The 21,709-nt window shown below is 59.6% G+C and carries 23 protein-coding genes; 21 read left to right on the plus strand and 2 right to left on the minus strand.

From position 1 onward, the window contains the following. Positions 1-3: 3 nt before the first annotated feature. The 14 genes from rplF (at position 4) to dsbD (ending at position 9,260) form a co-directional block, all read left to right on the plus strand. Positions 4-537 (plus strand): 50S ribosomal protein L6, encoded by a 534-nt coding sequence (rplF, locus tag BM193_RS23910; protein WP_071325661.1) that lies wholly within the window; start codon positions 4-6, stop codon positions 535-537. Between the two features lie 13 nt (positions 538-550). Then, the gene (rplR, locus tag BM193_RS23915; protein WP_010394431.1) at positions 551-913 is read left to right on the plus strand and encodes a 50S ribosomal protein L18; all 363 of its coding nucleotides are present in this window, start codon (positions 551-553) and stop codon (positions 911-913) included. A gap of 9 nt (positions 914-922) precedes the next feature. Continuing rightward, positions 923-1,441: a 30S ribosomal protein S5 gene (gene rpsE / locus BM193_RS23920; protein ID WP_010394433.1), complete on the plus strand. Its 519-nt coding sequence runs from the start codon at positions 923-925 to the stop codon at positions 1,439-1,441. Positions 1,442-1,451: 10 nt separating this feature from the next. After that, the gene (gene rpmD, locus BM193_RS23925) at positions 1,452-1,631 is read left to right on the plus strand and encodes a 50S ribosomal protein L30 (RefSeq protein WP_010394435.1); all 180 of its coding nucleotides are present in this window, start codon (positions 1,452-1,454) and stop codon (positions 1,629-1,631) included. A gap of 30 nt (positions 1,632-1,661) precedes the next feature. Further along, a complete protein-coding gene (gene rplO, locus BM193_RS23930) occupies positions 1,662-2,093 on the plus strand; it encodes a 50S ribosomal protein L15 (RefSeq protein ID WP_034753211.1) in 432 nt (143 codons plus the stop codon). Positions 2,094-2,125: 32 nt separating this feature from the next. After that, positions 2,126-3,460 (plus strand): preprotein translocase subunit SecY, encoded by a 1,335-nt coding sequence (gene secY, locus BM193_RS23935; RefSeq protein ID WP_071325660.1) that lies wholly within the window; start codon positions 2,126-2,128, stop codon positions 3,458-3,460. A gap of 18 nt (positions 3,461-3,478) precedes the next feature. Next, positions 3,479-3,697 (plus strand): translation initiation factor IF-1, encoded by a 219-nt coding sequence (gene infA / locus BM193_RS23940; RefSeq protein ID WP_005663428.1) that lies wholly within the window; start codon positions 3,479-3,481, stop codon positions 3,695-3,697. A 42-nt stretch (positions 3,698-3,739) separates the two neighbouring features. Further along, complete coding sequence (gene rpmJ, locus BM193_RS23945) at positions 3,740-3,853, plus strand: 50S ribosomal protein L36 (RefSeq protein WP_010394471.1); 114 nt, start codon at positions 3,740-3,742, stop codon at positions 3,851-3,853. A gap of 14 nt (positions 3,854-3,867) precedes the next feature. Then, positions 3,868-4,233 (plus strand): 30S ribosomal protein S13, encoded by a 366-nt coding sequence (rpsM, locus tag BM193_RS23950; protein WP_046681666.1) that lies wholly within the window; start codon positions 3,868-3,870, stop codon positions 4,231-4,233. Positions 4,234-4,250: 17 nt separating this feature from the next. After that, positions 4,251-4,655, plus strand: coding sequence for a 30S ribosomal protein S11 (gene rpsK / locus BM193_RS23955; protein ID WP_010394475.1), 405 nt, complete (start codon positions 4,251-4,253; stop codon positions 4,653-4,655). A 258-nt stretch (positions 4,656-4,913) separates the two neighbouring features. Then, positions 4,914-5,537: a 30S ribosomal protein S4 gene (gene rpsD / locus BM193_RS23960; RefSeq protein WP_071325659.1), complete on the plus strand. Its 624-nt coding sequence runs from the start codon at positions 4,914-4,916 to the stop codon at positions 5,535-5,537. A gap of 111 nt (positions 5,538-5,648) precedes the next feature. Further along, complete coding sequence (gene rpoA, locus BM193_RS23965) at positions 5,649-6,626, plus strand: DNA-directed RNA polymerase subunit alpha (RefSeq protein WP_008444343.1); 978 nt, start codon at positions 5,649-5,651, stop codon at positions 6,624-6,626. A gap of 133 nt (positions 6,627-6,759) precedes the next feature. Continuing rightward, positions 6,760-7,152, plus strand: a complete 393-nt coding sequence (rplQ, locus tag BM193_RS23970) for a 50S ribosomal protein L17 (protein ID WP_034753219.1) — start codon at positions 6,760-6,762, stop codon at positions 7,150-7,152. A 158-nt stretch (positions 7,153-7,310) separates the two neighbouring features. Continuing rightward, on the plus strand, positions 7,311-9,260 hold the full coding sequence (gene dsbD / locus BM193_RS23975; protein WP_092802118.1) for a protein-disulfide reductase DsbD: 1,950 nt from the start codon (positions 7,311-7,313) through the stop codon (positions 9,258-9,260). Positions 9,261-9,331: 71 nt separating this feature from the next. On the opposite strand, the gene BM193_RS23980 is transcribed toward dsbD, so the two are convergent. After that, a complete protein-coding gene (locus BM193_RS23980) occupies positions 9,332-9,880 on the minus strand; it encodes a Spy/CpxP family protein refolding chaperone (RefSeq protein WP_175533401.1) in 549 nt (182 codons plus the stop codon). A gap of 187 nt (positions 9,881-10,067) precedes the next feature. On the opposite strand from BM193_RS23980, the gene BM193_RS23985 reads away from it, so the two are divergent. The 5 genes from BM193_RS23985 (at position 10,068) to BM193_RS24005 (ending at position 17,681) form a co-directional block, all read left to right on the plus strand. Continuing rightward, positions 10,068-10,796, plus strand: a complete 729-nt coding sequence (locus tag BM193_RS23985) for a response regulator (protein ID WP_092802115.1) — start codon at positions 10,068-10,070, stop codon at positions 10,794-10,796. Continuing rightward, positions 10,793-12,151 (plus strand): ATP-binding protein, encoded by a 1,359-nt coding sequence (locus tag BM193_RS23990; protein ID WP_092802112.1) that lies wholly within the window; start codon positions 10,793-10,795, stop codon positions 12,149-12,151. Before BM193_RS23985 ends, BM193_RS23990 begins: the two co-directional genes overlap by 4 nt. 87 nt (positions 12,152-12,238) lie before the next feature. Further along, complete coding sequence (locus BM193_RS23995; protein WP_092802109.1) at positions 12,239-13,414, plus strand: efflux RND transporter periplasmic adaptor subunit; 1,176 nt, start codon at positions 12,239-12,241, stop codon at positions 13,412-13,414. After that, positions 13,411-16,521 carry an efflux RND transporter permease subunit gene (locus BM193_RS24000; protein WP_092802106.1) on the plus strand — a complete coding sequence of 1,037 codons (3,111 nt, stop codon included), beginning with the start codon at positions 13,411-13,413 and terminating at the stop codon, positions 16,519-16,521. The genes BM193_RS23995 and BM193_RS24000 overlap by 4 nt, the downstream gene beginning before the upstream one ends. Positions 16,522-16,793: 272 nt before the next feature. After that, on the plus strand, positions 16,794-17,681 hold the full coding sequence (locus BM193_RS24005) for a hypothetical protein (RefSeq protein WP_254786396.1): 888 nt from the start codon (positions 16,794-16,796) through the stop codon (positions 17,679-17,681). A gap of 76 nt (positions 17,682-17,757) precedes the next feature. On the opposite strand, the gene yihA is transcribed toward BM193_RS24005, so the two are convergent. Beyond that, a complete protein-coding gene (gene yihA, locus BM193_RS24010) occupies positions 17,758-18,501 on the minus strand; it encodes a ribosome biogenesis GTP-binding protein YihA/YsxC (RefSeq protein WP_092802103.1) in 744 nt (247 codons plus the stop codon). Between the two features lie 186 nt (positions 18,502-18,687). Here yihA and BM193_RS24015 point away from each other — a divergent pair, with 186 nt between their 5' ends. Next, on the plus strand, positions 18,688-19,377 hold the full coding sequence (locus BM193_RS24015) for a c-type cytochrome (RefSeq protein ID WP_092802100.1): 690 nt from the start codon (positions 18,688-18,690) through the stop codon (positions 19,375-19,377). Between the two features lie 186 nt (positions 19,378-19,563). Further along, positions 19,564-21,672: a cytochrome c biogenesis protein ResB gene (locus tag BM193_RS24020; RefSeq protein ID WP_092802048.1), complete on the plus strand. Its 2,109-nt coding sequence runs from the start codon at positions 19,564-19,566 to the stop codon at positions 21,670-21,672. The last annotated feature ends 37 nt before the right edge of the window (positions 21,673-21,709 follow it).

Below are 21,709 nucleotides of genomic sequence, written 5' to 3' on the forward strand. Positions count from 1 at the left end.
CACATGTCTCGAGTAGCTAAAATGCCTATCGTAGTGCCAGCTGGCGCCGAAGTCGCCATCTCCGCACAAGCGATCACCGTAAAAGGCCCGCTGGGCGTGCTTTCCCAAGCCCTCACCGGCCTGGTCAAAGTAGAAAACAATGCAGGAACCCTGAGTTTCGACGTGGCGAATGACAGCCGCGAAGCCAATGCCATGTCCGGCACGCTGCGCGCACTGGTCAACAACATGGTTGTTGGCGTCACCAAGGGTTTCGAGAAAAAGCTGAACCTGGTAGGCGTGGGTTACAAGGCGCAAGCTCAAGGCGACAAGCTGAATCTGTCCCTGGGTTTCTCGCACCCTGTAGTGCATGACATGCCAGCCGGCGTTACCTGCGCAACACCAACCCCGACCGAGATCCTGATTAAAGGTATCGACCGTCAACAGGTTGGCCAGGTAGCCGCTGAAGTTCGTGCTTACCGCGCTCCTGAGCCTTATAAAGGCAAGGGCGTTCGCTATGCGGACGAAGTGGTTAAGCTTAAAGAAACCAAGAAGAAGTAATTAGGGGCTGACGATGGATAAGAAAGAATCACGGCTTCGCCGCGGACGCCAAACCCGCATCAAGATTGCGGAATTGAAAGTAAATCGCTTGTCGGTGCACCGCACCAACCTGCACATTTACGCCAACCTGATCAGCCCGGACGCTAAAGTCCTGGTTTCGGCCTCGACGGCTGAAGCGGAAGTACGCGCTGAACTGGCAGGCCAATCCGGCAAAGGCGGCAATGCCGCTGCTGCAGCCTTGATCGGCAAGCGCGTCGCTGAAAAAGCGTTGAAAGCAGGAATTACCGAAGTTGCGTTCGACCGCTCCGGTTTCCGTTACCACGGCCGTGTGAAAGCGTTGGCAGAAGCCGCACGCGAAGCCGGTCTGAAGTTCTAAGGATCAATCATGGCAAAAATGCAAGCAAAAATGCAAAGCGACAAGCCGGATGATGGCATGCGCGAAAAAATGATCGCGATCAACCGCGTGACCAAAGTGGTCAAGGGTGGTCGTATCATGGGTTTCGCCGCGCTGACCGTAGTTGGTGATGGCGATGGCCGCGTCGGCATGGGCAAGGGCAAATCGAAAGAAGTGCCAGTTGGCGTGCAGAAGGCAATGGAAGAAGCCCGTCGCAACCTGATCAAAGTACCGCTCAAAAACGGCACCTTGCATCACACGGTTGTTGGTCGTCACGGCGCCTCCAAGGTCCTGATGAACCCAGCTAAGCCGGGTACTGGCGTTATCGCTGGTGGCGCAATGCGCGCTATCTTCGAAGTGATGGGCGTGACGGACGTGGTGGCGAAATCCACCGGTTCGAACAACCCATACAACCTGGTACGCGCTACGCTGGACGGCCTGTCGAAAATGAGCACTGCTTCCGATATCGCTGCCAAGCGCGGCAAGTCGGTCGAAGACATTCTGGCTTAAGGTGGACAAAATGACAAACACAGTCAAAGTGCAATTGGTCAAGGGCTTGATCGGTACGCGCGAATCGCATCGCGCTACCGTGCGCGGTCTGGGTCTGCGTCGTGTAAATTCGGTTTCCGAATTGCAAGACACCCCATCCGTACGCGGCATGATCAATAAAGTATCGTATCTCGTTAAAGTTGTCGGGTAAGCCTTCGGGCTTACACGAACGGAGCAAATCATGGAATTGAATACTATTGCACCAGCCGAAGGCGCTAAGCACTACAAGCGTCGCGTCGGCCGCGGTATCGGCTCCGGCCTGGGTAAAACCTCGGGTCGTGGTCACAAAGGTCAGAAATCGCGTTCGGGCGGCTTTCATAAAGTCGGTTTCGAAGGCGGTCAGATGCCTCTGCAACGCCGTCTGCCTAAGCGCGGTTTCAAATCGATGCACGCAACCTTCAAAGCTGAAGTGCGCCTGTCCGATCTGAACAACCTGGCTGTTGGCGATGTCGACATTCTGGTCTTGAAGCAAGCTGGCGTTCTGGGCGTGTTGGCCCGTGACGTGCGCGTGATCTTGTCCGGCGAAATCACCAAAGCGGTGAATTTGAAGGGCTTGAAAGTGTCCGCTGGCGCGAAAGCAGCCATCGAAGCAGCCGGCGGCTCGGTAGCCTGAGTTGACCGCTAACAGCTTGATCGGAGCGAAAATTGGCGACTAATCCACAACTTGCTAAAAGTGCAGCGGCCGGTTTCCCTTGGGGACGGCTCTGGTTTTTGCTTGGCGCATTGGTGGTTTATCGTATCGGTGCTCACGTCCCGGTTCCCGGGATTGACCCGACACAATTAGCCTCGCTGTTCAAGGAGCACGAAGGCGGCGTCCTGGGCATGTTCAACATGTTCTCGGGCGGTGCCTTGTCTCGTTTTACAGTGTTTGCGTTGGGTATCATGCCTTATATCTCGGCCTCGATCATCATGCAATTGCTGTCGATCGTGTCACCGCAGATGGAAGCGTTGAAAAAAGAAGGCGAAGCAGGTCGTCGCAAGATCACCCAGTACACCCGGTATTTCACGGTTGCCCTGGCACTGTTCCAAGCGTTAGGCATTGCAGTCGCACTGGAGTCGCAAGCTGGTCTGGTGTTGGAACCTGGTCTTGCATTCCGCTTCGTGACGGTCGTCACTTTGTTGACCGGAACAATGTTTTTGATGTGGTTGGGTGAGCAAATTACCGAGCGTGGCTTGGGGAATGGCATCTCGATCATCATTTTTGCCGGGATTGCAGCCGGTCTGCCGTCGGCGTTGGGTGGCTTGTTCACTCAGGTGTCGAATGGTTCGATCAGCAGCTTCAGCGCGATTTTCATCGTCATCCTGGTAGCACTGGTAACGTACTTCGTTGTATTCGTCGAACGTGGTCAGCGCAAAATATTGGTCAATTACGCGAAGCGCCAGGTAGGCAACAAGATTTATGGCGGTCAAACCAGCCATTTGCCGTTGAAGCTGAACATGGCCGGCGTGATCCCGCCGATCTTTGCTTCTTCGATCATCTTGTTTCCGGCCACTATCGTGGACTGGTTTTCAAAGGGCGCCGACAACGCTAACCCTGCGGTGCGGTTCTTGAAAGATTTGGCAGCATCGATGGGGCCTGGTGAGCCTATCCATGCGCTGTTGTACGCAGTGGCGATCGTGTTCTTCTGTTTCTTCTATACAGCGCTGGTATTTAACAGCAAGGAAACAGCGGATAACTTGAAGAAAAGCGGTGCGTTCATTCCCGGGATCCGTCCAGGCGAGCAGACAGCCCGTTACATCGACAAGATCCTGACACGCTTGACACTTGCCGGCGCAGTCTACATCACCCTGGTGTGTTTATTGCCGGAATTTATGCAAGCCCAGTGGAAGGTACCATTCTATTTCGGCGGTACTTCTTTATTGATTATTGTAGTTGTCACCATGGATTTCATGGCGCAAGTACAGAACTACGTGATGTCGCAGCAATATGATTCGCTGCTGCGCAAAGCAAATTTCAAGGGCGGAATTCCGACGCGTTAAGCGCGGTAAACATACCGAATGGCAAAAGACGACGTCATACAGATGCAGGGCGAGATTCTTGAGAATCTCCCAAATGCAACATTTCGAGTGAAGCTGGAGAACGGACACGTGGTGCTCGGGCATATTTCAGGTAAAATGCGGATGAATTATATTCGCATTCTCCCTGGAGACAAGGTGACGGTGGAGTTGACGCCGTACGACCTGAGCCGAGCCCGCATTGTGTTCCGTACCAAGTAACACACTGAATCAAACCAAAGAAGCGAAAGAAAGAGCCCAAAAATGAAAGTTCTCGCATCAGTCAAGCGGATCTGCCGCAACTGCAAGATCATCAAGCGCAAAGGCGTAGTCCGCGTTATCTGCGTGGAACCACGTCACAAGCAGCGTCAAGGTTAATCGAGGAATAACAAATGGCACGTATTGCAGGGGTTAATATCCCAAATCATCAGCATACCGTTATCGGCCTGACGGCCATCTACGGTGTGGGCCGTCCACGCGCAGAGAAAATCTGTGCATCGACCGGTGTAGCAACCAACAAAAAGATCAAAGATCTGGATGACAGCGAACTGGAAAAGCTGCGCGATGAAGTAGGTAAATTCATCGTCGAAGGCGATCTGCGTCGTGAACTGTCCATGAACATCAAGCGTTTGATGGATCTGGGTTGCTACCGCGGCATGCGTCATCGTAAGGGTCTGCCTTGCCGTGGCCAGCGTACGCGTACGAACGCACGTACCCGCAAGGGACCGCGTAAAGCCGCTCAATCGCTGAAAAAATAATCCGCTAGGGAATAATTATGGCTAAGTCGCAAAATAACGCCGCATCAGCACGCGTGCGTAAAAAAGTTAAAAAGAACGTCGCTGAAGGCATCGCACATGTCCACGCATCGTTCAATAACACCATCATTACCATCACCGATCGTCAAGGCAATGCCTTGTCGTGGGCTACCTCCGGCGGTGCAGGCTTCAAGGGTTCGCGTAAATCGACCCCGTTCGCAGCGCAGGTCGCCGCGGAAGCCGCTGGTAAAGTGGCTGTTGAGTGTGGCGTCAAGAACCTGGAAGTACGTATCAAGGGCCCAGGTCCTGGTCGTGAATCCGCCGTTCGCGCGCTGAACAACCTGGGCATCAAGATCACCGAGATCCAGGACGTGACGCCGGTACCGCACAACGGTTGCCGTCCACCGAAACGTCGTCGTATCTAAGATAGTGTTGCAGAGGGCGCTTCGGCGCCAGCTGCTTTGCTGTCTGTTGTAACTCAGTACAGTTGTGTGAAAACGCTGGAGCAGGGGGCCGGAAACGGTTATACTGCCCGGCTGTTCTTGCCTGTCAAATCCTGTTTGACGGGTTTTTCGTTTTCAGCCACCGTCTGATTGAAACCAAATCAGACTAGCGCCTAACCGCATCAGTGTGTTTGATCATGCATGTGGCTGGGGCGTTATCATTTAAAAAAAGGAAGTATCGTGGCACGTTATATCGGACCTAAAGCAAAACTTTCCCGCCGTGAAGGTACAGACCTGTTCCTGAAGAGCGCACGTCGCTCGCTGGACAGCAAGTGCAAACTGGACGTCAAGCCAGGCCAGCACGGTGTCAAATCCGGCGCCCGCACCTCGGACTACGGTAACCAACTGCGCGAAAAGCAAAAAGTCAAGCGCATGTACGGCGTGCTGGAACGTCAATTCCGCCGCTACTTCGCTGAAGCAGACCGTCGTAAAGGCAACACCGGCGAAACGCTGTTGAAGTTGCTGGAAACGCGTCTGGACAACGTTTGCTACCGCATGGGCTTTGGCTCGACCCGCGCTGAAGCGCGTCAACTGGTCAGCCACAAAGCGTTCACCGTGAACGGTATCGTTGTGAACATCGCTTCGTACGCAGTTAAAGTCGGTGACATCATCGCTGTTCGTGAAAAATCGAAAAAGCAAGTGCGTATCGTTGAAGCACTGTCGCTGGCTGAACAAGTTGGTATGCCTAGCTGGGTTTCGGTTGATGCCAAGAAAATGGAAGGTACCTTCAAGTCCCTGCCAGAGCGTAACGAAATCGCTAACGACGTCAACGAATCGCTGATCGTCGAGCTGTACTCGCGTTAATAGTAGTCAGTAGCAAGATCTCCGCCCACTTTGCTTTGGTAAAGTGGGCGTTTCACTAATGCCATCAGCCTTATCGGTGTAATGAGCCGAGGGTATTGAAAAGGACATTTCATGCAAAACAGTTTGTTGAAGCCACGTATTATCGATGTTGAAGCTCTCGGTGCAGGTCACGCCAAGGTCGTGATGGAACCGTTCGAGCGCGGCTATGGCCACACATTGGGTAACGCGTTGCGCCGCGTTCTGCTGTCGTCGATGGTGGGCTACGCGCCGACCGAAGTGACGATCGCTGGCGTCGTCCACGAATATTCCTCCCTCGATGGCGTGCAAGAAGACGTCGTCGATCTGTTGCTGAACTTGAAGGGTGTGGTTTTCAAAGTCCACAACCGCGATTCCGTAACGCTGACACTGAAAAAAGAAGGCGAAGGCGCGATCCTGGCCTCCGACATCGACCTGCCGCATGACGTCGAACTGATCAACCCTGACCACGTGATCGCCCACCTGACCGCTGGTGGCAAGCTGGACATGCAGATCAAGGTTGAAAAAGGCCGCGGCTACGTTCCTGGTAACGTGCGTCGCCTGTCGGAAGACACCAACAAGACGATCGGCCGCATCATCCTGGACGCGTCGTTCTCGCCAGTGCGCCGCGTATCGTACTTCGTTGAATCGGCCCGCGTTGAACAGCGTACCGACCTGGACAAGCTGATCATCAACATCGAAACCAACGGCGTGATCTCGCCGGAAGAAGCGATCCGCCAGTCGGCCCGCGTCCTGGTGGACCAGTTGAATGTGTTCGCTGCCCTGGAAGGCACGGAAGCCGCCGCCGAAGCGCCATCGCGCGCGCCGCTGGTCGATCCTATCCTGTTGCGTCCAGTCGACGACCTGGAGTTGACCGTGCGTTCGGCAAACTGCCTGAAAGCGGAAAACATCTACTACATCGGCGACCTGATCCAACGTTCGGAAAACGAACTGCTGAAAACGCCAAACCTGGGCCGCAAGTCCCTGAACGAAATCAAGGAAGTGCTGGCATCGCGCGGCTTGACCTTGGGCATGAAGCTGGAAAACTGGCCGCCTGCCGGCCTGGAAAAGTAATTTGTAGCAAACTGCCTGGGACAGGTGTCCCAGGCTTTTATTTTGTCGTACCAAACCGGTCCGCGGCCAGTCGGGGTTTCCCGCCCAGCCGATCGAAGAACTGGAATTTAAACACTCACCGAAAGGATTTATCATGCGTCACGGTCACGGCCTCCGTAAACTGAATCGTACCTCGTCCCACCGTCTGGCAATGCTGCGCAACATGACAGTATCGCTGCTGCGTCACGAAGCGATCAAAACCACCCTGCCAAAAGCAAAAGAACTGCGCCGCGTTGTCGAGCCAATTCTGACCCTGGGCAAGACCGACTCCCTGGCAAACAAGCGTCTGGCCTTCAACCGCCTGCGCGACCGTGAAATGGTCGTCAAACTGTTCGCTGAACTGGGCCCACGTTTCGCCAACCGTAACGGTGGTTATGTGCGTATCCTGAAAATGGGTTTCCGCGTCGGCGATAACGCTCCTATGGCGTTCGTTGAACTGATGGATCGTCCAGATACGACCGAAGCAGTTGAAGTTGCTGGCGAGTAATCCCAGTAATTGCATCTGAGAAAGCCAGGCCTAGCCTGGCTTTTTTGTTTTCTGCTGCAGCCATTCGTACTGCAGTGTACTATTCTCCTTTCGCGCCGGCCCGGCACATGCGCTGCCTGCTCCGCGCGTCCTCTGTCGAATGGTCGAAAAGGTAGTTCATGTCCCGTTTCCCCTCCAGCGCCACCGCGCGCGCCGCGCCACGCCATCCTTTGTTCACCTGGTTTGCTGCCTGCCTCTTCCTGCTGGTCGCCGTTTTTGGCGCCGGCCATGCCCGTGCCGACGATGAATTCCTCGATCCGGAACTGGCGTTCAAGTTTTCCGCGCGCATGCAGGACCCCTCCACCATCGCCGTCACCTATGTGATCGCCGATGGCTACTATATGTACCACGAGCGCTTCAAGTTCGAGGCCGTGGGGGCCAAGCTGGGCACGCCCGTGTATCCGAAGGGCAAGGTGAAGTTTGACGACACCTTCCAGAAAAACGTGGAAACCTTCCGCAAGACCCTCACCATCACCATTCCCGTGGAAGCGGCCGGTGCCTTCACCCTGAAGGCGACGGGCCAGGGCTGCTCCGACAAGGGCCTGTGCTACGCGCCGCAGGATGCCACGGCGCAGCTGGTGGGGGGAGGCGGCGGGCAGAGTCTGGCGCCGGGCGGTCTGCCGTCGAAATTCGCCTTGCCGGCCGCGCCGGCGGTCGACACGGCGGCCGTCAACGGTCCGCAGGCGCAGGCGTCGCCTGGCGTGTCCGTGATGAGCATTCCCCAGGCGGACATCACCAGCACGCCGGACCCGGTGGCGGCGGCGCCCGTGGCGGCAGCGGCCGCGCCGCAGCAAAACGAGATGGGCAAGATCGAGTCGGCCCTGAAGGGCGGCAAGCTGCTCGTCATCGTGCCCCTGTTCATGCTGCTGGGCCTGGGCCTGGCGTTTACGCCGTGCGTGCTGCCGATGGTGCCGATTTTGTCGTCGATCATCGTCGGCGATGGCGCCAAGGTCAGCCGTTCGCGCGGCTTGCTGCTGTCGCTGACGTACGCGCTGGGCATGGCCATCGTCTACACGGCGCTGGGCGTGGCGGCCGGCCTGGCGGGCGAAGGCCTGGCGGCCAAGCTGCAAAATCCATGGGTGCTGGGCTTCTTTGCCCTGCTGATGGCGGGTTTGTCGCTGTCGATGTTCGGCTTCTATGAATTGCAGGTGCCGGCTTTCCTGCAAGGCAAGCTGACCTCCGTGTCGAACCAGCAATCGTCGGGCCGCCTGGCCGGCGTGTTCGTCATGGGCGCCATTTCCGCCCTGATCGTGGGGCCGTGCGTGGCCGCGCCGCTGGCCGGCGCCTTGCTGTACATCAGCCAGACGCGCGACGTTGTCATCGGCGGCAGCGCCCTGTTCGCCATGGCGGTGGGCATGAGCGTGCCCTTGATACTGGTGGGCGTGTCGGCCGGCACCCTGCTGCCGCGCGCCGGCGCCTGGATGGATGCCGTGAAGCGCTTCTTTGGCGTGCTGCTGCTGGGCGTGGCGTGGTGGCTGGTGTCGCCCGTCCTGCCGGGCGCCGTGCAGATGCTGGGCTGGACAGTCTTGTTTGTCGGCTATGGCATGTATCTGCTGGTGGGCAAGAGCGGGGCGAAAAATGCCTGGGTCGCCAAGGCCTTCGGCCTCGTGTTCGCCGTGCTGGGCGTGCTGCAGCTGGTCGGCGTGGCCAGCGGTGGCCGCGATCCGCTGGCGCCGCTGGCGCACCTCGGTGGCGGCCAGGTGCACGCGCAAGCGTTTACGCGTGTCAAAACCGTGGCGCAGCTCGATGCGGCGCTGGCCCAGCTGAATGGCAAGCCCGCCTTGCTGGATTTCTATGCGGACTGGTGCGTGTCCTGCATCGAGATGGAAAAACTGACCTTCGTCGACCCCGCCGTGCGCGAAAAGATGGGCCAGGCCGTGCTGCTGCAAGTCGATGTGACGGCCAACGATGCGGACGACAAGGCCATGCTGAAGCGTTTTCAACTGTTTGGACCACCGGGCATCATCATGTTCAACCCGCAGGGGCAGGAGATCGCACAGTCGCGCGTGATCGGCTTCCAGAGTGCATCGACTTTCCTGACCTCCTTGCGCAAGCTTGACGGGCAGTAAGTATTTACTTGTGTTTGCCATAAGAAAAAAGCCCGCATCGCGGGCTTTTTCTATTTCTGCACAGCGAACACTTAGCTGGCTTTGGGATGCTCCTGCATGCCATGGTGTTCGCCATGATGGCGGCCACGCATGCCGCCATGTTTGCCGCCAGGCACGCTGTCGTCAAACACTTTCTTCTGTTCCGGCGTCAGCACGGCATAGAAGGTTTTCAGCGAGGCCAGGCGGCTTTCCTGGCTGGCGATGCGTTCCTTCGACATGGCGATCCATTGTTCCATGCGTTCCGGCGCCGACAGCTTGGCCATCGCTTCGCGCTTGGCTTTCCAGTCGCCCATGGGTTTTTTCGGCGCATTGGCGGCCGTGAACGTGGCCCAGGCCGGTTCCTGCGCGGCCGTCAGCTTCAGCTTGTCGTGCAGGCGGGCCTGGTACTTGGCCATGCGTTCCGCGGGATTGCTTGCGCGGTGCGGGCCGCGCTGGCCTTCATGTTGTTGCATCTTGGTGCTGGCGGCTGGCGCGCTGGCGGCCGCTTCCTGGGCGTGGACGGTCAGCGATGCCGCACCCATGCTGAGCACGCTCATGGCGATGATCACATTCTTGCGCAAGGTTTTCATTGAGGCGTTCATCTTGATTCCTTTATAAGTGATGAGAGATGTACATGTTGCTGCACATGAATCCATGTTGGACTCCCCATGTTTCCCCGAAGTGTCCGCTGCCAGACAGTTTGTATCTATATGTTTCCTCACCTCCCCTATATACAAGACGATACAAATGCGCTGTGCAAGCCATGGCGAAGTGGGGATAATTCGTCCTATGGAACCCACTTCTACAATTCTCATCGTCGACGATGACCGCGACATCCGCAGTTTGCTGGCGGATTACCTGGAAACGAACGGCTACCGCACCCTGGGCGCGGCGGATGGCACGGCCATGTGGAAAATCCTCGATGAAACGCGGCCCGATTTGATCGTGCTCGACTTGAACCTGCCTGGTGACGATGGGCTGACCCTGTGCCGCAAGCTGCGCGCCCAGTCGACGGTGCCGGTGATCATGTTGACGGCGCGTAATGAGCCGCTGGACCGCATCCTGGGCCTGGAGATGGGCGCCGACGACTACCTGCCGAAACCGTTCGAGCCGCGCGAGTTGCTGGCGCGCATACGCAGCGTGCTGCGCCGCAGCCATGCCATGCCGTCGAACGTGCCGTCGGACAAGGCGCAGCAAATCCGCTTTTCCGGCTGGACCCTCGATTTGACGGCGCGCCATTTGCTGAACCCCACGGGTCTCGTGATCATGCTGTCGGGCGCCGAGTTCCGCCTGCTGCGTGTTTTTCTCGAGCACCCGAACCGCGTGCTCAACCGTGACCAGCTGCTGAACCTGACGCAGGGCCGCGATGCCGACCCGTTCGACCGCTCGATCGACATCCAGATCAGCCGCTTGCGGCAAAAGCTGGGCGAGGATGCGCGTCTGCCGCAAATCATCAAGACCGTGCGCAACGGCGGCTATGTGCTGGCCGGCCAGGTCAACGTGGAACCGCACGCGTGAAGGCCTTCCTGGGGTCGATGACGGGCCGCGTCTTCATGTTCTTGCTGATCGGCATCGTCGCTTCGGCCGCGCTGACGCAGTGGCTGGCCGTGGGCGAGCGCCAGCGCGCCATCGAGCAATACCGCGATTACCATGCCGTCGAGCGTGCCGAACAGCTGGTGATGGCGGCCGACGTGGTGCCGCTGGCCTCGCGCGCCGCCTACCTGAAGGTGGCCAACAAGGGCAGCGTGCGCCTGGAGCTGCGTCCCGAGACGGAACATACGCCCGGCGCGCCAACGGAATTTTCCACCGCCCTGCAAGCCAAGCTGGGTGAGGGCTTCAAGGTCAGCGCGCTGGCCGAGCGCCCGGCCGCCTGCATCGAGCCGCGCAAATCGCCGGGCATGTTCGGTGCCAAGCCCTGGGGCGGCACGTGCGAAAACCTCGACGTGCGCATGCAGGACGGCCACGTGCTGCGCCTGATGGTCCTGCCGCCGCGTCAGCAGCCCCCGTTCAACGAACATAACGACTGGATGACCTTGCTGCCATTCCTGATCAGCATTGCCATCTTGGCCTACCTGGTCACGCGCATGACCATGCGTCCGCTGAAACAGCTGGCGCAGGCGGCGAAAGACCTGGGCAACGACATCAACCATCCACCGCTGACCCTGTCGGGCGCCAGCGAGATCCGCCAGGCCAGCGCCGCCTTCAATGCCATGCAGGCGCGCATCCGCCAGCATATTTCGCAGCGCACGCAAATGCTGGCCGCCATCACGCACGATTTGCAGACCCCGCTGACGCGCTTGCGCCTGCGCCTGGAAAAAGTGGCCGATACGGAATTGTATGACCGCCTGGTGGGCGATTTGTCCGCCATGCAGAGCATGGTCAAGGAAGGGCTGGATCTGGCCCGTTCGATGGACAGCACGGAAGCGATGCAGGCGCTCGACCTCGATTCCCTGCTCGACAGCGTCTGTTCCGACGCCGCTGATGCAGGCCAGAAAGTGACGCTGGGGGGCCAGGCTGGCATGGCCTTGATGGCGCGCCCCATCGCCATGCGGCGCTGCCTGGTGAACCTGATCGACAACGCCGTCAAATATGGTCAATATGCGCACGTGAGCGTCGAGCGCATCGCGGGCGCGGCGCGCATCCGTATCCGCGATGGCGGGCCCGGCATTGCGCCGGACCAGCTGGCCAAGGTCTTCGAACCGTTTTACCGCATCGAGACGTCGCGCTCGCGCGAGTCGGGCGGCACGGGCCTGGGCCTGACCATCGCACGCAACATCGCGGAGCAGCATGGCGCCACGGTCTTGCTGGCCAATCACGTTGACGGTGGACTGGAAGTCACCCTCATCGTGCCAGAGTATTACGCTGGAAAGTGACCATTTCCATGCGACAATATTGCGCTTTATGCCCCTTGGCAACTACATTCAACCGGCAGCCCTGCGCTGCAACAGCGTGACAGAACAATGAAAAAGACTAGCGTGGCAATCGTGGTGGGTGCGGCCCTGTGTATCGGTGGTGGCATCTGGTATTTCAATCATTCTTCCACGGCTGGCGAGGGTGGCCAGGCAGGCAAAGGGGGCAAGGGTGGGGCGCAGGCGCCAACCACCGTCAGCGTGATCAAGCCGCTGCGCCAGGATGTGCCGATGGTGCTGCAGGCGAACGGCAGCGTAACGCCGATCAGCAGCGTCGATCTGCACCCGCAGACCACCAGCACGATCACCAAGGTGCATATCCGCGAAGGCCAGTCCGTCAAGCAGGGCGAGCTGATGTTTACCCTCGATGCGCGCAGCGAACGCGCGAATGTGGACAAGGCGCAGGCGCAAGTGTTGCGCGACCGCGCTTCGGTGGCCGATCTGGAACGCCAGCTCAAGCGCAATCAGGAATTGCTGAGCAAGAATTTCATCGCCCAGGGCGCCGTCGACACCTTGCAAAGCCAGCTTGACGCGGCCCGCGCCCTGCTGGCCGCCGACCAGGCCGCCTTGCGCGCGGCGCAGGTCGATTCCAGCTATACCGTCCTGCGCGCGCCGCAGGGGGGCAGGGTGGGCGCCATCAATGTCTATGCGGGCAGCCTGGTGCAGCCGACCACGTCGCTGACCAGCATCACCCAGCTCGACCCGATCGACGTGGCCTTCACCTTGCCGGAAAGCAGCTTGTCCGGCTTGCTGTCGGCGCAAAAGGCGGGCGAGGTGGCCGTCACGGCACTGCTGGCCGATGCGGGCGGCAAGCAGCTCGACGGCAAACTGAGTTTCATCGATAACGCCGTCGATCCCGCCACAGGCGTGATCAAGGTCAAGGCGCGTTTCAATAATGGCGGCACCGACCTGTGGCCGGGCCAGTACGTCAACACGCAGCTGACCGTGCGCACGCTCAAGGATGCGCTGGTGATCCCGCAAAACGCCATCATCACGAATACCACGGGCATCTTCGTGTACTCGATGGAGCCCGATAACACCGCCAAGATGCGCAAGATTGCCCGCGTGTATGCGTTCGGGCCGAATGCCGTTGTCACGGGTTTGAATGGCGATGAGCAAGTCATCGTCGATGGCAAGCAAAACCTGCGTCCGGGCAGCAAGGTGCGCCTGGCGGACAAACACAAGGCCGCCGATGGCGCCGCCGCACCGCAGGGCAAGCCAGCATGAACCTGTCCGAACTGAGCATCCGCCGCCCCACCATGGTGGTGCTGCTGTCCCTGTCCATCATCCTGGCCGGCGTGCTGGCGTATCTGCAGATTCCCGTGGCGGCATTGCCGAGCTATAACACGCCCGTCATCAACGTCAGCGCCGACCTGGCCGGCGCCAGTCCCGAGACCATGGCGTCGTCGGTGGCCTTGCCGCTGGAAAAGCAGTTTTCCACCATTTCCGGTCTCAGCCTGATCACTTCCACGAGTACGCTGGGCAATACTTCGCTGACCCTGGAATTTGACGCCAGCATCAATGTCAATGAGGCGGCCGTCGACGTGCAGGCGGCCCTGCTGCGCGCGCAACGCCAGTTGCCGACGGAAATGACGGACCTGCCGTCGTACCGCAAGGTCAACCCGGCCGACGCGCCGGTGCTGTTCATCCAGCTGACCTCGCCATCGCTGAACTTGTCGGACCTCAACGATTACGCGGAAAACCTGATCGCGCCTAGCCTGTCGACCCTGCCTGGCGTGGCCCAGGTCATCGTCAATGGCCAGAAGCGCTTTGCCGTGCGCGTGCGTGCCCGCGCCGACCTGATGAACGCGCGCAACCTGACGATGGACGAGCTGGCCACGGCGCTGCGCACGTCGAACACGAATTCGCCGCTGGGCATTCTTGACGGCCCCAGCCAGACGCTGACCATCCAGGGCAATCCGCAGATGATGAAGGCGGCCGACTTTGCCGAGCTGATCGTCGCCACGCGCAATGGCCAGCCCGTGCGCCTGAAGGAAGTGGCGCAAGTCGAGGACAGTTTTCAGTCGATCAAGGCGGCCGGCAGTTTCAATGGCGAGCGCTCGATCAGCCTGATGGTGCAGCGTCAGCCTGACGCCAACACGGTGCAAGTGGTCGATGGCGTGCGCCGCCTGCTGCCCGGCTTCAAGGAACAATTGCCGCAGTCGATACAGATCAGCCTGGTCAATGACCGCTCGCTGTCGATCCGCGAAGCCATCCACGACGTCAACCTGACCCTGGCCCTGACGGTGGTGCTGGTGGTGCTGGTGATCTTCCTGTTCCTGCACCGCGCGGCCGCCACCTTCATTCCGGCCGTCACCATGCCGATCTCCCTGTTAGGCGCGCTGGCCCTGCTGTACTGGCTCGGCTACAGCCTCGACAACGTCTCGCTGCTGGGTATTACCCTGGCCGTCGGTCTCGTCGTCGACGATGCCATCGTGGTGCTGGAAAACATCGTGCGCCACATCGAGATGGGCAAAAAGCCCATCCGTGCGTCGCTGGACGGGGCCAAGGAGATGGGCTTTACCATCATCTCGATTTCCGTCTCGCTGGTGGCCGTGTTCATCCCCATCTTCTTCATGCCGGGCGTGATCGGCTTGTTGTTCCACGAGTTCGCCGTCGTCGTGTCGCTGGCCGTGCTGGTCTCGGCCATCGTCTCGCTGACCCTGGTGCCCATGCTGGCCAGCCGCTTCCTGCCCGCCGACTCGCGCGAGCACAATGACAGCGATCCCAGCCATGGCGAAAAAAGCTTTATCGGCCGCCACTTCGAAGCGGGCTTTACGCGCGTGCGCAATGGCTACGTCTTCATGCTCGACAAGGCGCTGGGGCACCGCAATGTGGTGCTGGCCATTGCCGTGGCCACCTTCGCCCTGACGGTGATCCTGTACAGCACCATCCCGAAAGGCTTCTTCCCCGAGGAAGACCTGGGCCAGATCCAGGTGAACACGGAAGCGTCGGAAGATATCTCGTCGGAAGCCTTGCAGACCCTGCAGAACCGCATCGCCGACGTGATCCGTGCCGACCCCAGCGTGCAGGACGTGACCTCGTTCGTCGGCGGCGGCAATACGGGCCGCATGTTCATGGTCTTGAAACCGCGCAGCGAGCGGCCGAAAATGCCCGTCGTGCTGGAAAACCTGCGCCGCGCCACCAGCGCCGTGCCCGGCATGGCCGTCTATTTCCGTCCCGTGCAGAACTTGCAATTGGGCGGGCGCCAGAGCAAGAGCCGCTACCAGTACACCTTGCAAAGCGTCAGTCCCGACGCCTTGAATGACTGGGCGGAAAAGTTTATTACGGGCATGCGTGCCGATCCCGCCTTCCGCGACGTCACCAGCGACTCGCAGATCAAGGGCTTGCAGGCGTCGTTGAAGATCGACCGCGACAAGGCCAATCTGCTCGGTGTGCAGATGTCCGATATCCGCACGGCCCTGTACAGCGCCTTTGGCGAACGGCAGGTGTCGACCATTTATTCCTCGGCCGCCAGCTATTACGTGATCCTGGAAGCGGCCACGCCGGACCGCCAGTACGACGATGCGCTCACGCGCGTGTCCGTGCGCAGCAAGTCGGGCGAGCTGATCAAGTTGTCCAGCATCGCTAGCGTGGAACGCACGATCGGTCCCACGTCCGTCAACCACCAGGGCCAGCTGCAAGCCGTGACCCTGGCGTTCAACCTGGCGCCGGACGTGCCGCTGGGCATCGCCACGGGCAAGATCGACGTGATGGCCAAGGACATGAACTTGCCGGCCTCCATCATCACCCGCTACGGCGGCGACGCGGCCGTGTTCCAGAGTTCGCAATCGAGCCAGATCATCCTCATCATTGCCGCGCTGGCCGTGATCTATGTCTTGCTCGGTGTCCTGTACGAAAGCTATATCCACCCGCTGACCATCCTGGCCGGCCTGCCGTCGGCCGCCGTGGGGGCGCTGCTGACCTTGCGCCTGTTTAACATGGATCTGACCATGATCGCCATCATCGGCATCCTGATGCTGATCGGTATCGTCAAGAAGAACGCCATCATGATGATCGACTTTGCCCTGCATGCGCAGCGCAATGAAGGCATGAGCCCGCCGGAAGCCATCCGCCAGGCGTGCATCCTGCGTTTCCGTCCCATCATGATGACCACGGCGGCGGCGCTGATGGGCGCCTTGCCCATCGCCCTGGGCCTGGGTGCGGGCGCCGAACTGCGCCAGCCGCTGGGCCTGGCCGTGGTGGGCGGCTTAATTTTTTCGCAAGTCATTACCCTGTTCATCACACCGGTCATCTACCTGTTCCTGGACAGGTTCAGTGGCACGGGGCCGTTGACGGACGAACAACTGGTCGCGCTCGACAACAAGGCTTGAGCATCGGCCTGCCCCATGACCGGCGTCCCGTTCCTCGTGAATGGGGCGCCGGTTTTGTATGGGGGGTGATACATACGGTAACAACCGTCAAGAGTCGGCTCGGGTAACCTAGCTTGCGCTGCAAGGAATGCCGCTATCCTGTACGCTTCGGATTGGAAAGGCCGAGGAAGTGTTCCCAAAAGCAAGGGACTCTGGCACTATGGCTGCCCTGTAAGATTACTTTTGTCGCTACACAGAAAGCACGATTCATTTTGCATGACACGACCCATTTGATGGCTGCCGATTCAGACATTTGTCCCACCTGCGGCCAAGTGATCCAGCCACCGCCGGCCTACGGGTCCAAGACCAGCACCACGCGCAAGGTGGCACTGGGCGTGTCCGTCTTGCTGCACGTACTGCTGGCCGCGTATGCGCTGTTTCGCAGCGATAAGATCGAAAAGATTCCACCACCGAAGAAGGAAAGCGCGATGGTGTACATCGCGCCGCTGAAGGACAAGCCGCAACCGAAGCCGCAGCCAAAACCCACGCCCAAGCCGAAGGATACGAAAGTTGCCAAGGTGAAACCGCCGCCAGCGCCGAGCAAGCGCGTGGTCACGAAAGACGTGCCGCGCGACAAGCCGAAGCTGGAAACCTTTACGCCGCCGCTGGTGTCGAAAGTGCCATTGCCGCCGCCACCGGCGGAAGACATGAGTTCGATGATCGAGCAGCGCCGCAAGCAGCGCGAGGCGCAAAATCCCGCGCCGCCGGCCGAGGAAAGCGACAACGACCGCGCCATGCGCGTGGCCAAGGCGAATATCGCCGGGGCCCAGGGACGCAATGCCGGCAGCGACCGCGAGGATTCGGGCGGGGTGTTTTCCATCGTCAACCAGACCTCGTTCAGTGCCGAAGTCAAGTTCAAGGGCTGGAATGGCAACTTCAAGCGCAATTGGCTGAAGCAGGAAAAAGTCGAACTGGGCAATGAACCGGATATCGAAACAGCCATCATCAAGAAGATGATCCAGCTGATCCGTGCGGAAAAACCCGGCGATTTCGTCTGGGAGTCGCGGCGCCTGGGGCGTAACGTCAACCTCAGCGCCCGCGTGGAAGACACGGCCGAGCTGACCGCCTTCCTGCGCCAGGAATTCTTTTCCGAAAAGCGGCCGGGGCCGGGACGGCGCTAGGCGGCCGGCAGGCTGATGGCAAAAAAAAGGCTGCACCGTGTGAACGGGCAGCCTTTTTGTTTGCCGCTGAGGAAAATCAGGCGGGCTTGTCTGTTCCGGCTTCCGGCTCGACGTCGTCTTCCATCTCGATCAGCTCGACCATCTGGGCGGCGCCATCTTCGCTGATGCCGGCCAGTTCCATGATCTTGTCATTGGCTTCTTGGATGCCGACGCGTTTCAGGGCCGAGAACAGCTGCACGGTGAACGGGAAGCCGACGCCGTCTTCATCCACGTAGCTGTCGAGCTTGGCTTTCGCCTGGCGCAGCGCATTCACGGATTCATTGCGGTTGAGCTTATCGACTTTCGTCAGGATGCAGTGGATGGGCTTACCCGTCGGGGCGAACCATTCCAGCATCTGGATGTCCAGGTCGGTGAACGGGCGGCGCGAATCCATGATCAGGATCAGCCCGGCCAATTGTTCGCGGCGCTGCACGTAGTCGCCCAGCAGGCGTTGCCAGTGCAATTTCGCCGAGCCCGATACTTCCGCGTAGCCGTAGCCCGGCAAGTCGACCAGCAGGCATTCGATCTCTTCGACGATGGTGGCATCCTTGCGGTGCTGCGCCACGTGGGCGCCGCCGATGGAGAAGTAGTTGATGTGCTGGGTACGGCCAGGTGTCTTGGAGGCGAACGCCAAGCCTTTCTGATTACACAAGATGTTGATGGCGGTCGATTTACCGGCATTGGAGCGACCGGCAAAGGCGATTTCCGGCACCGTGGTATCGGGCAGGTCACGCAGTTGGTTGACGGTCGTAAAGAAGCGGGCTTGCCAGAGTTTTGACATGGGAGTAGTAAAGCAACAAAAGGGAGCGATAAGGGAGCGATAACGCCAAGAAGCTATTGTACAATAAGGGGTTGTTTATTGTTGCCGGCGTAGCAGCGATGCGGCTTGCGGCCCTGAAAATAAAGCAAAAATCCCCAGGGCGCGGCAATGTCCACCACTAATTTCTCACTGTCTCAGGGTGCCTGAATGAATCGTGCGTTTTCACCGTTTGTCCATTCCATGCTGCTCGCTTTGCTGGCCGTATCGGCAACAGCTTCCGCCGCCGAAGAACCGAAACCAGCCGCCGCCCCGGCCGTCGCCGTCAAGGCCGATGCCGCCAAGGGCGCGACCCTGTACGCCGATGGCGATGCGGCGCGCGGCTTGCCTGCCTGCGTCTCCTGCCATGGCGCGGCCGGCAATTCGACCATTTCGGTCAACCCGAAACTGGCCGGCCAGCACGAAAGCTATCTCTACAAGCAACTGGTCGATTTCACCACGCCGCAGCGCAACCAGCCCGTCATGACGACGTATGCGAAAATGCTCAGCGACGCCGACAAGAAGAATATCGCCGCCTACCTGGGCACGCAGCTGTCCAAGCCGGGTGCCGCGAAAAACAAGGACACGATCGACCTGGGCAAGAAAATCTACCGCGGCGGCATTGCAGCCAAGCATGTTGCCGCCTGTGCCAGCTGTCATGGCGCGACGGGCAATGGCATTCCCGTCCAGTATCCGCGCATCGCCGGCCAGCACCAGGATTACACGGTGGCCCAGCTGACCCAGTTCCGCAGCACCAAGGCCGATGCGCGCAAAAACAGCGTCGACATGCACACCATCGCCGCCCGCCTGTCGGATGACGAAATCGCCGCCGTTGCCGATTACATCGCCGGCCTGAAGTAAGTTTTCATAGTGGCAATGCATTGCCACGCGCATCAGCGCGCATGAACCAGGGCGGCCATCTCGACGGGCTGCCCTTTTTTATGCCAAGGGCCAAACAGGAGTATGCTGCCGCCTTGCGCGGAGAAATCATGTTTGCTCCATGCCTCCTTTTCTTGAAGATTGCATATCCCGTATGAGTATCAACGTATGAGCACAGGCACCACCGGAATCGAGTTAAAGACCCAACGCCGCAGCCTGGCTGAATTCGTCGAGCTGGTCTCGTCGATGCGCTTTGCCATCAGTTTGCTGACCCTGATCGCCGTCGCCTCCATCATCGGCACCGTGCTCAAGCAGAACGAGCCGATGCCCAATTATGTCAACCAGTTCGGTCCGTTCTGGTTTGCCGTCTTCGACAAGCTGAGCCTGTACTCGGTGTACTCGGCCTGGTGGTTCCTGGTGATCATGGGTTTCCTCGTCGCCTCGACGTCGCTGTGCATCGTGCGCAATGCGCCGAAGATGCTCAAGGATATGCGCAGCTGGCGCGACAACGTGCGCGAGCAATCGCTGCGCAACTTCCACCACAAGGCGCAGTGGCAGGCGCCATTGCCACGCCCCGTGCTGGCCCAGCAGATGGTGATGCGCCTGAAGGATGCCGGCTACCAGGCCAAGGTGGTCGAGAAGGAGAACGCCACCCTGGTGGCCGCCAAGCGGGGCGCGGCCAACAAATGGGGCTATATCTTTGCCCATGGCGCCATCGTCATCATTTGCGTGGGCGGCCTGCTCGACTCGGAAATGCCGATCCGCGTGCAGCAGTGGTTCTTCGGCAAGACGCCGTTTGCCGGCAGCGGCGTGATCGCCGAGATTCCCGCCCAGCACCGGCTGAGCTTGTCGAACCCGACTTTCCGCGGCAATACCATGATCCCGGAAGGTTCGTCGAGCAGCACGGCCATCATCCCCCAGGCCGATGGCGTGCTGATCCAGGATCTGCCGATCACCATTTTGCTGAAAAAATTCCACATCGATTTCTACAGCACCGGCATGCCCAAGCTGTTCGCCAGCGATGTGGTCGTCACCGACCATGCGACGGGCGAGACGTTCCCTGCGACCATCAAGGTCAACGAGCCGCTGCTGTACAAGGGCCTGGCCCTGTACCAGTCCAGCTTTGAAGATGGCGGCAGCAAGCTCAAGTTGACGGGGTACCCGATGACGGGCAAGACCACCAAGCGCTTCGATATCGGCGGCGAAGTGGGCGGCAGCACGCCGCTCGAGCGCAGCGATGGCAATTCCTATACGGTGGAATGGTCGGGTTTCCGTCCCTTCAACGTGGAAAACCTCAGCGCCGGCCAGGATGTGCGCGCCGTCAGCAAGGCGGAAAGTTTTAACGAGAAATTCTCCGTCGGCCTGGACAAGCGTCTCGGTTCGGCCGCGAAGAATGCCAACAACAAGGACCTGAAGAACGTCGGTCCTTCGGTGCAATACAAATTGCGCGACAAGACGGGCCAGGCGCGCGAGTACCAGAACTACATGCAGCCTGTCACGGTCGATGGCGCCACGGTGTTTTTGGCCGGCATGCGCGTCAACCCCAGCGATCCGTTCAGCTACCTGCGCATCCCCGCCGACGACAATTATGGCGTGACGGAATGGATGCGCCTGCGTGCCGCCCTGCAAGATCCGGAACTGCGCCAGCAGGCCGCCGCGCGCTATGCGGCGCGCGCCATGCCGCAGCCGGGCGCGGAAGCCCTGCGCAGCCAGTTGCAGGAATCGGCGGCGAAAAGCCTGGGCATTTTTGCCGGCAATGGGCAAGAGGGCGGTTTCCTCGCCATCTCGCGCTTCCTGGAAAAAATTCCCGCCGCCGAGCAAGAAAAAGCGGCCGATATCTTCATGAAAATCCTCAATGGCAGCCTGTGGGACTTGTGGCAGGCGGCGCGCGCCAAGGATGGCTTGAAGCCCATCGAGGCCGATGACAAGCATGGCCGTTTCCTGCAGCTGGCGACGAATGCGTTGTCCGACAGCTTCTTCTATGGCGCGCCCGTGTATCTGCAACTCGATGACTTCACGGAAATCAAGGCTTCCGTGCTGCAAGTGACGCGTTCGCCGGGCAAGAGCGTGGTGTACCTGGGCTGCCTGTTCCTCGTGATCGGCGTGTTTTCCATGTTCTATATCCGCGAACGCCGCCTGTGGGTGTGGATCAAGGATGGCGCCGACGATGCCAAGGGCAGCAGCGAAGCGCTGATGGCCATGAGCACGCAGCGCAAGACCTTGGATTTTGAAAAAGAATTTGAGACTTTGAAGGCAAAGCTGCCGCAATCGGCGTAAGCTGCGCTGGGTTTAGTGGAGTTTCGGCACGCGCCGG

The sequence above is a fragment of the Janthinobacterium sp. 344 genome (genome assembly GCF_900112025.1).
GTDB lineage: Bacteria > Pseudomonadota > Gammaproteobacteria > Burkholderiales > Burkholderiaceae_D > Janthinobacterium.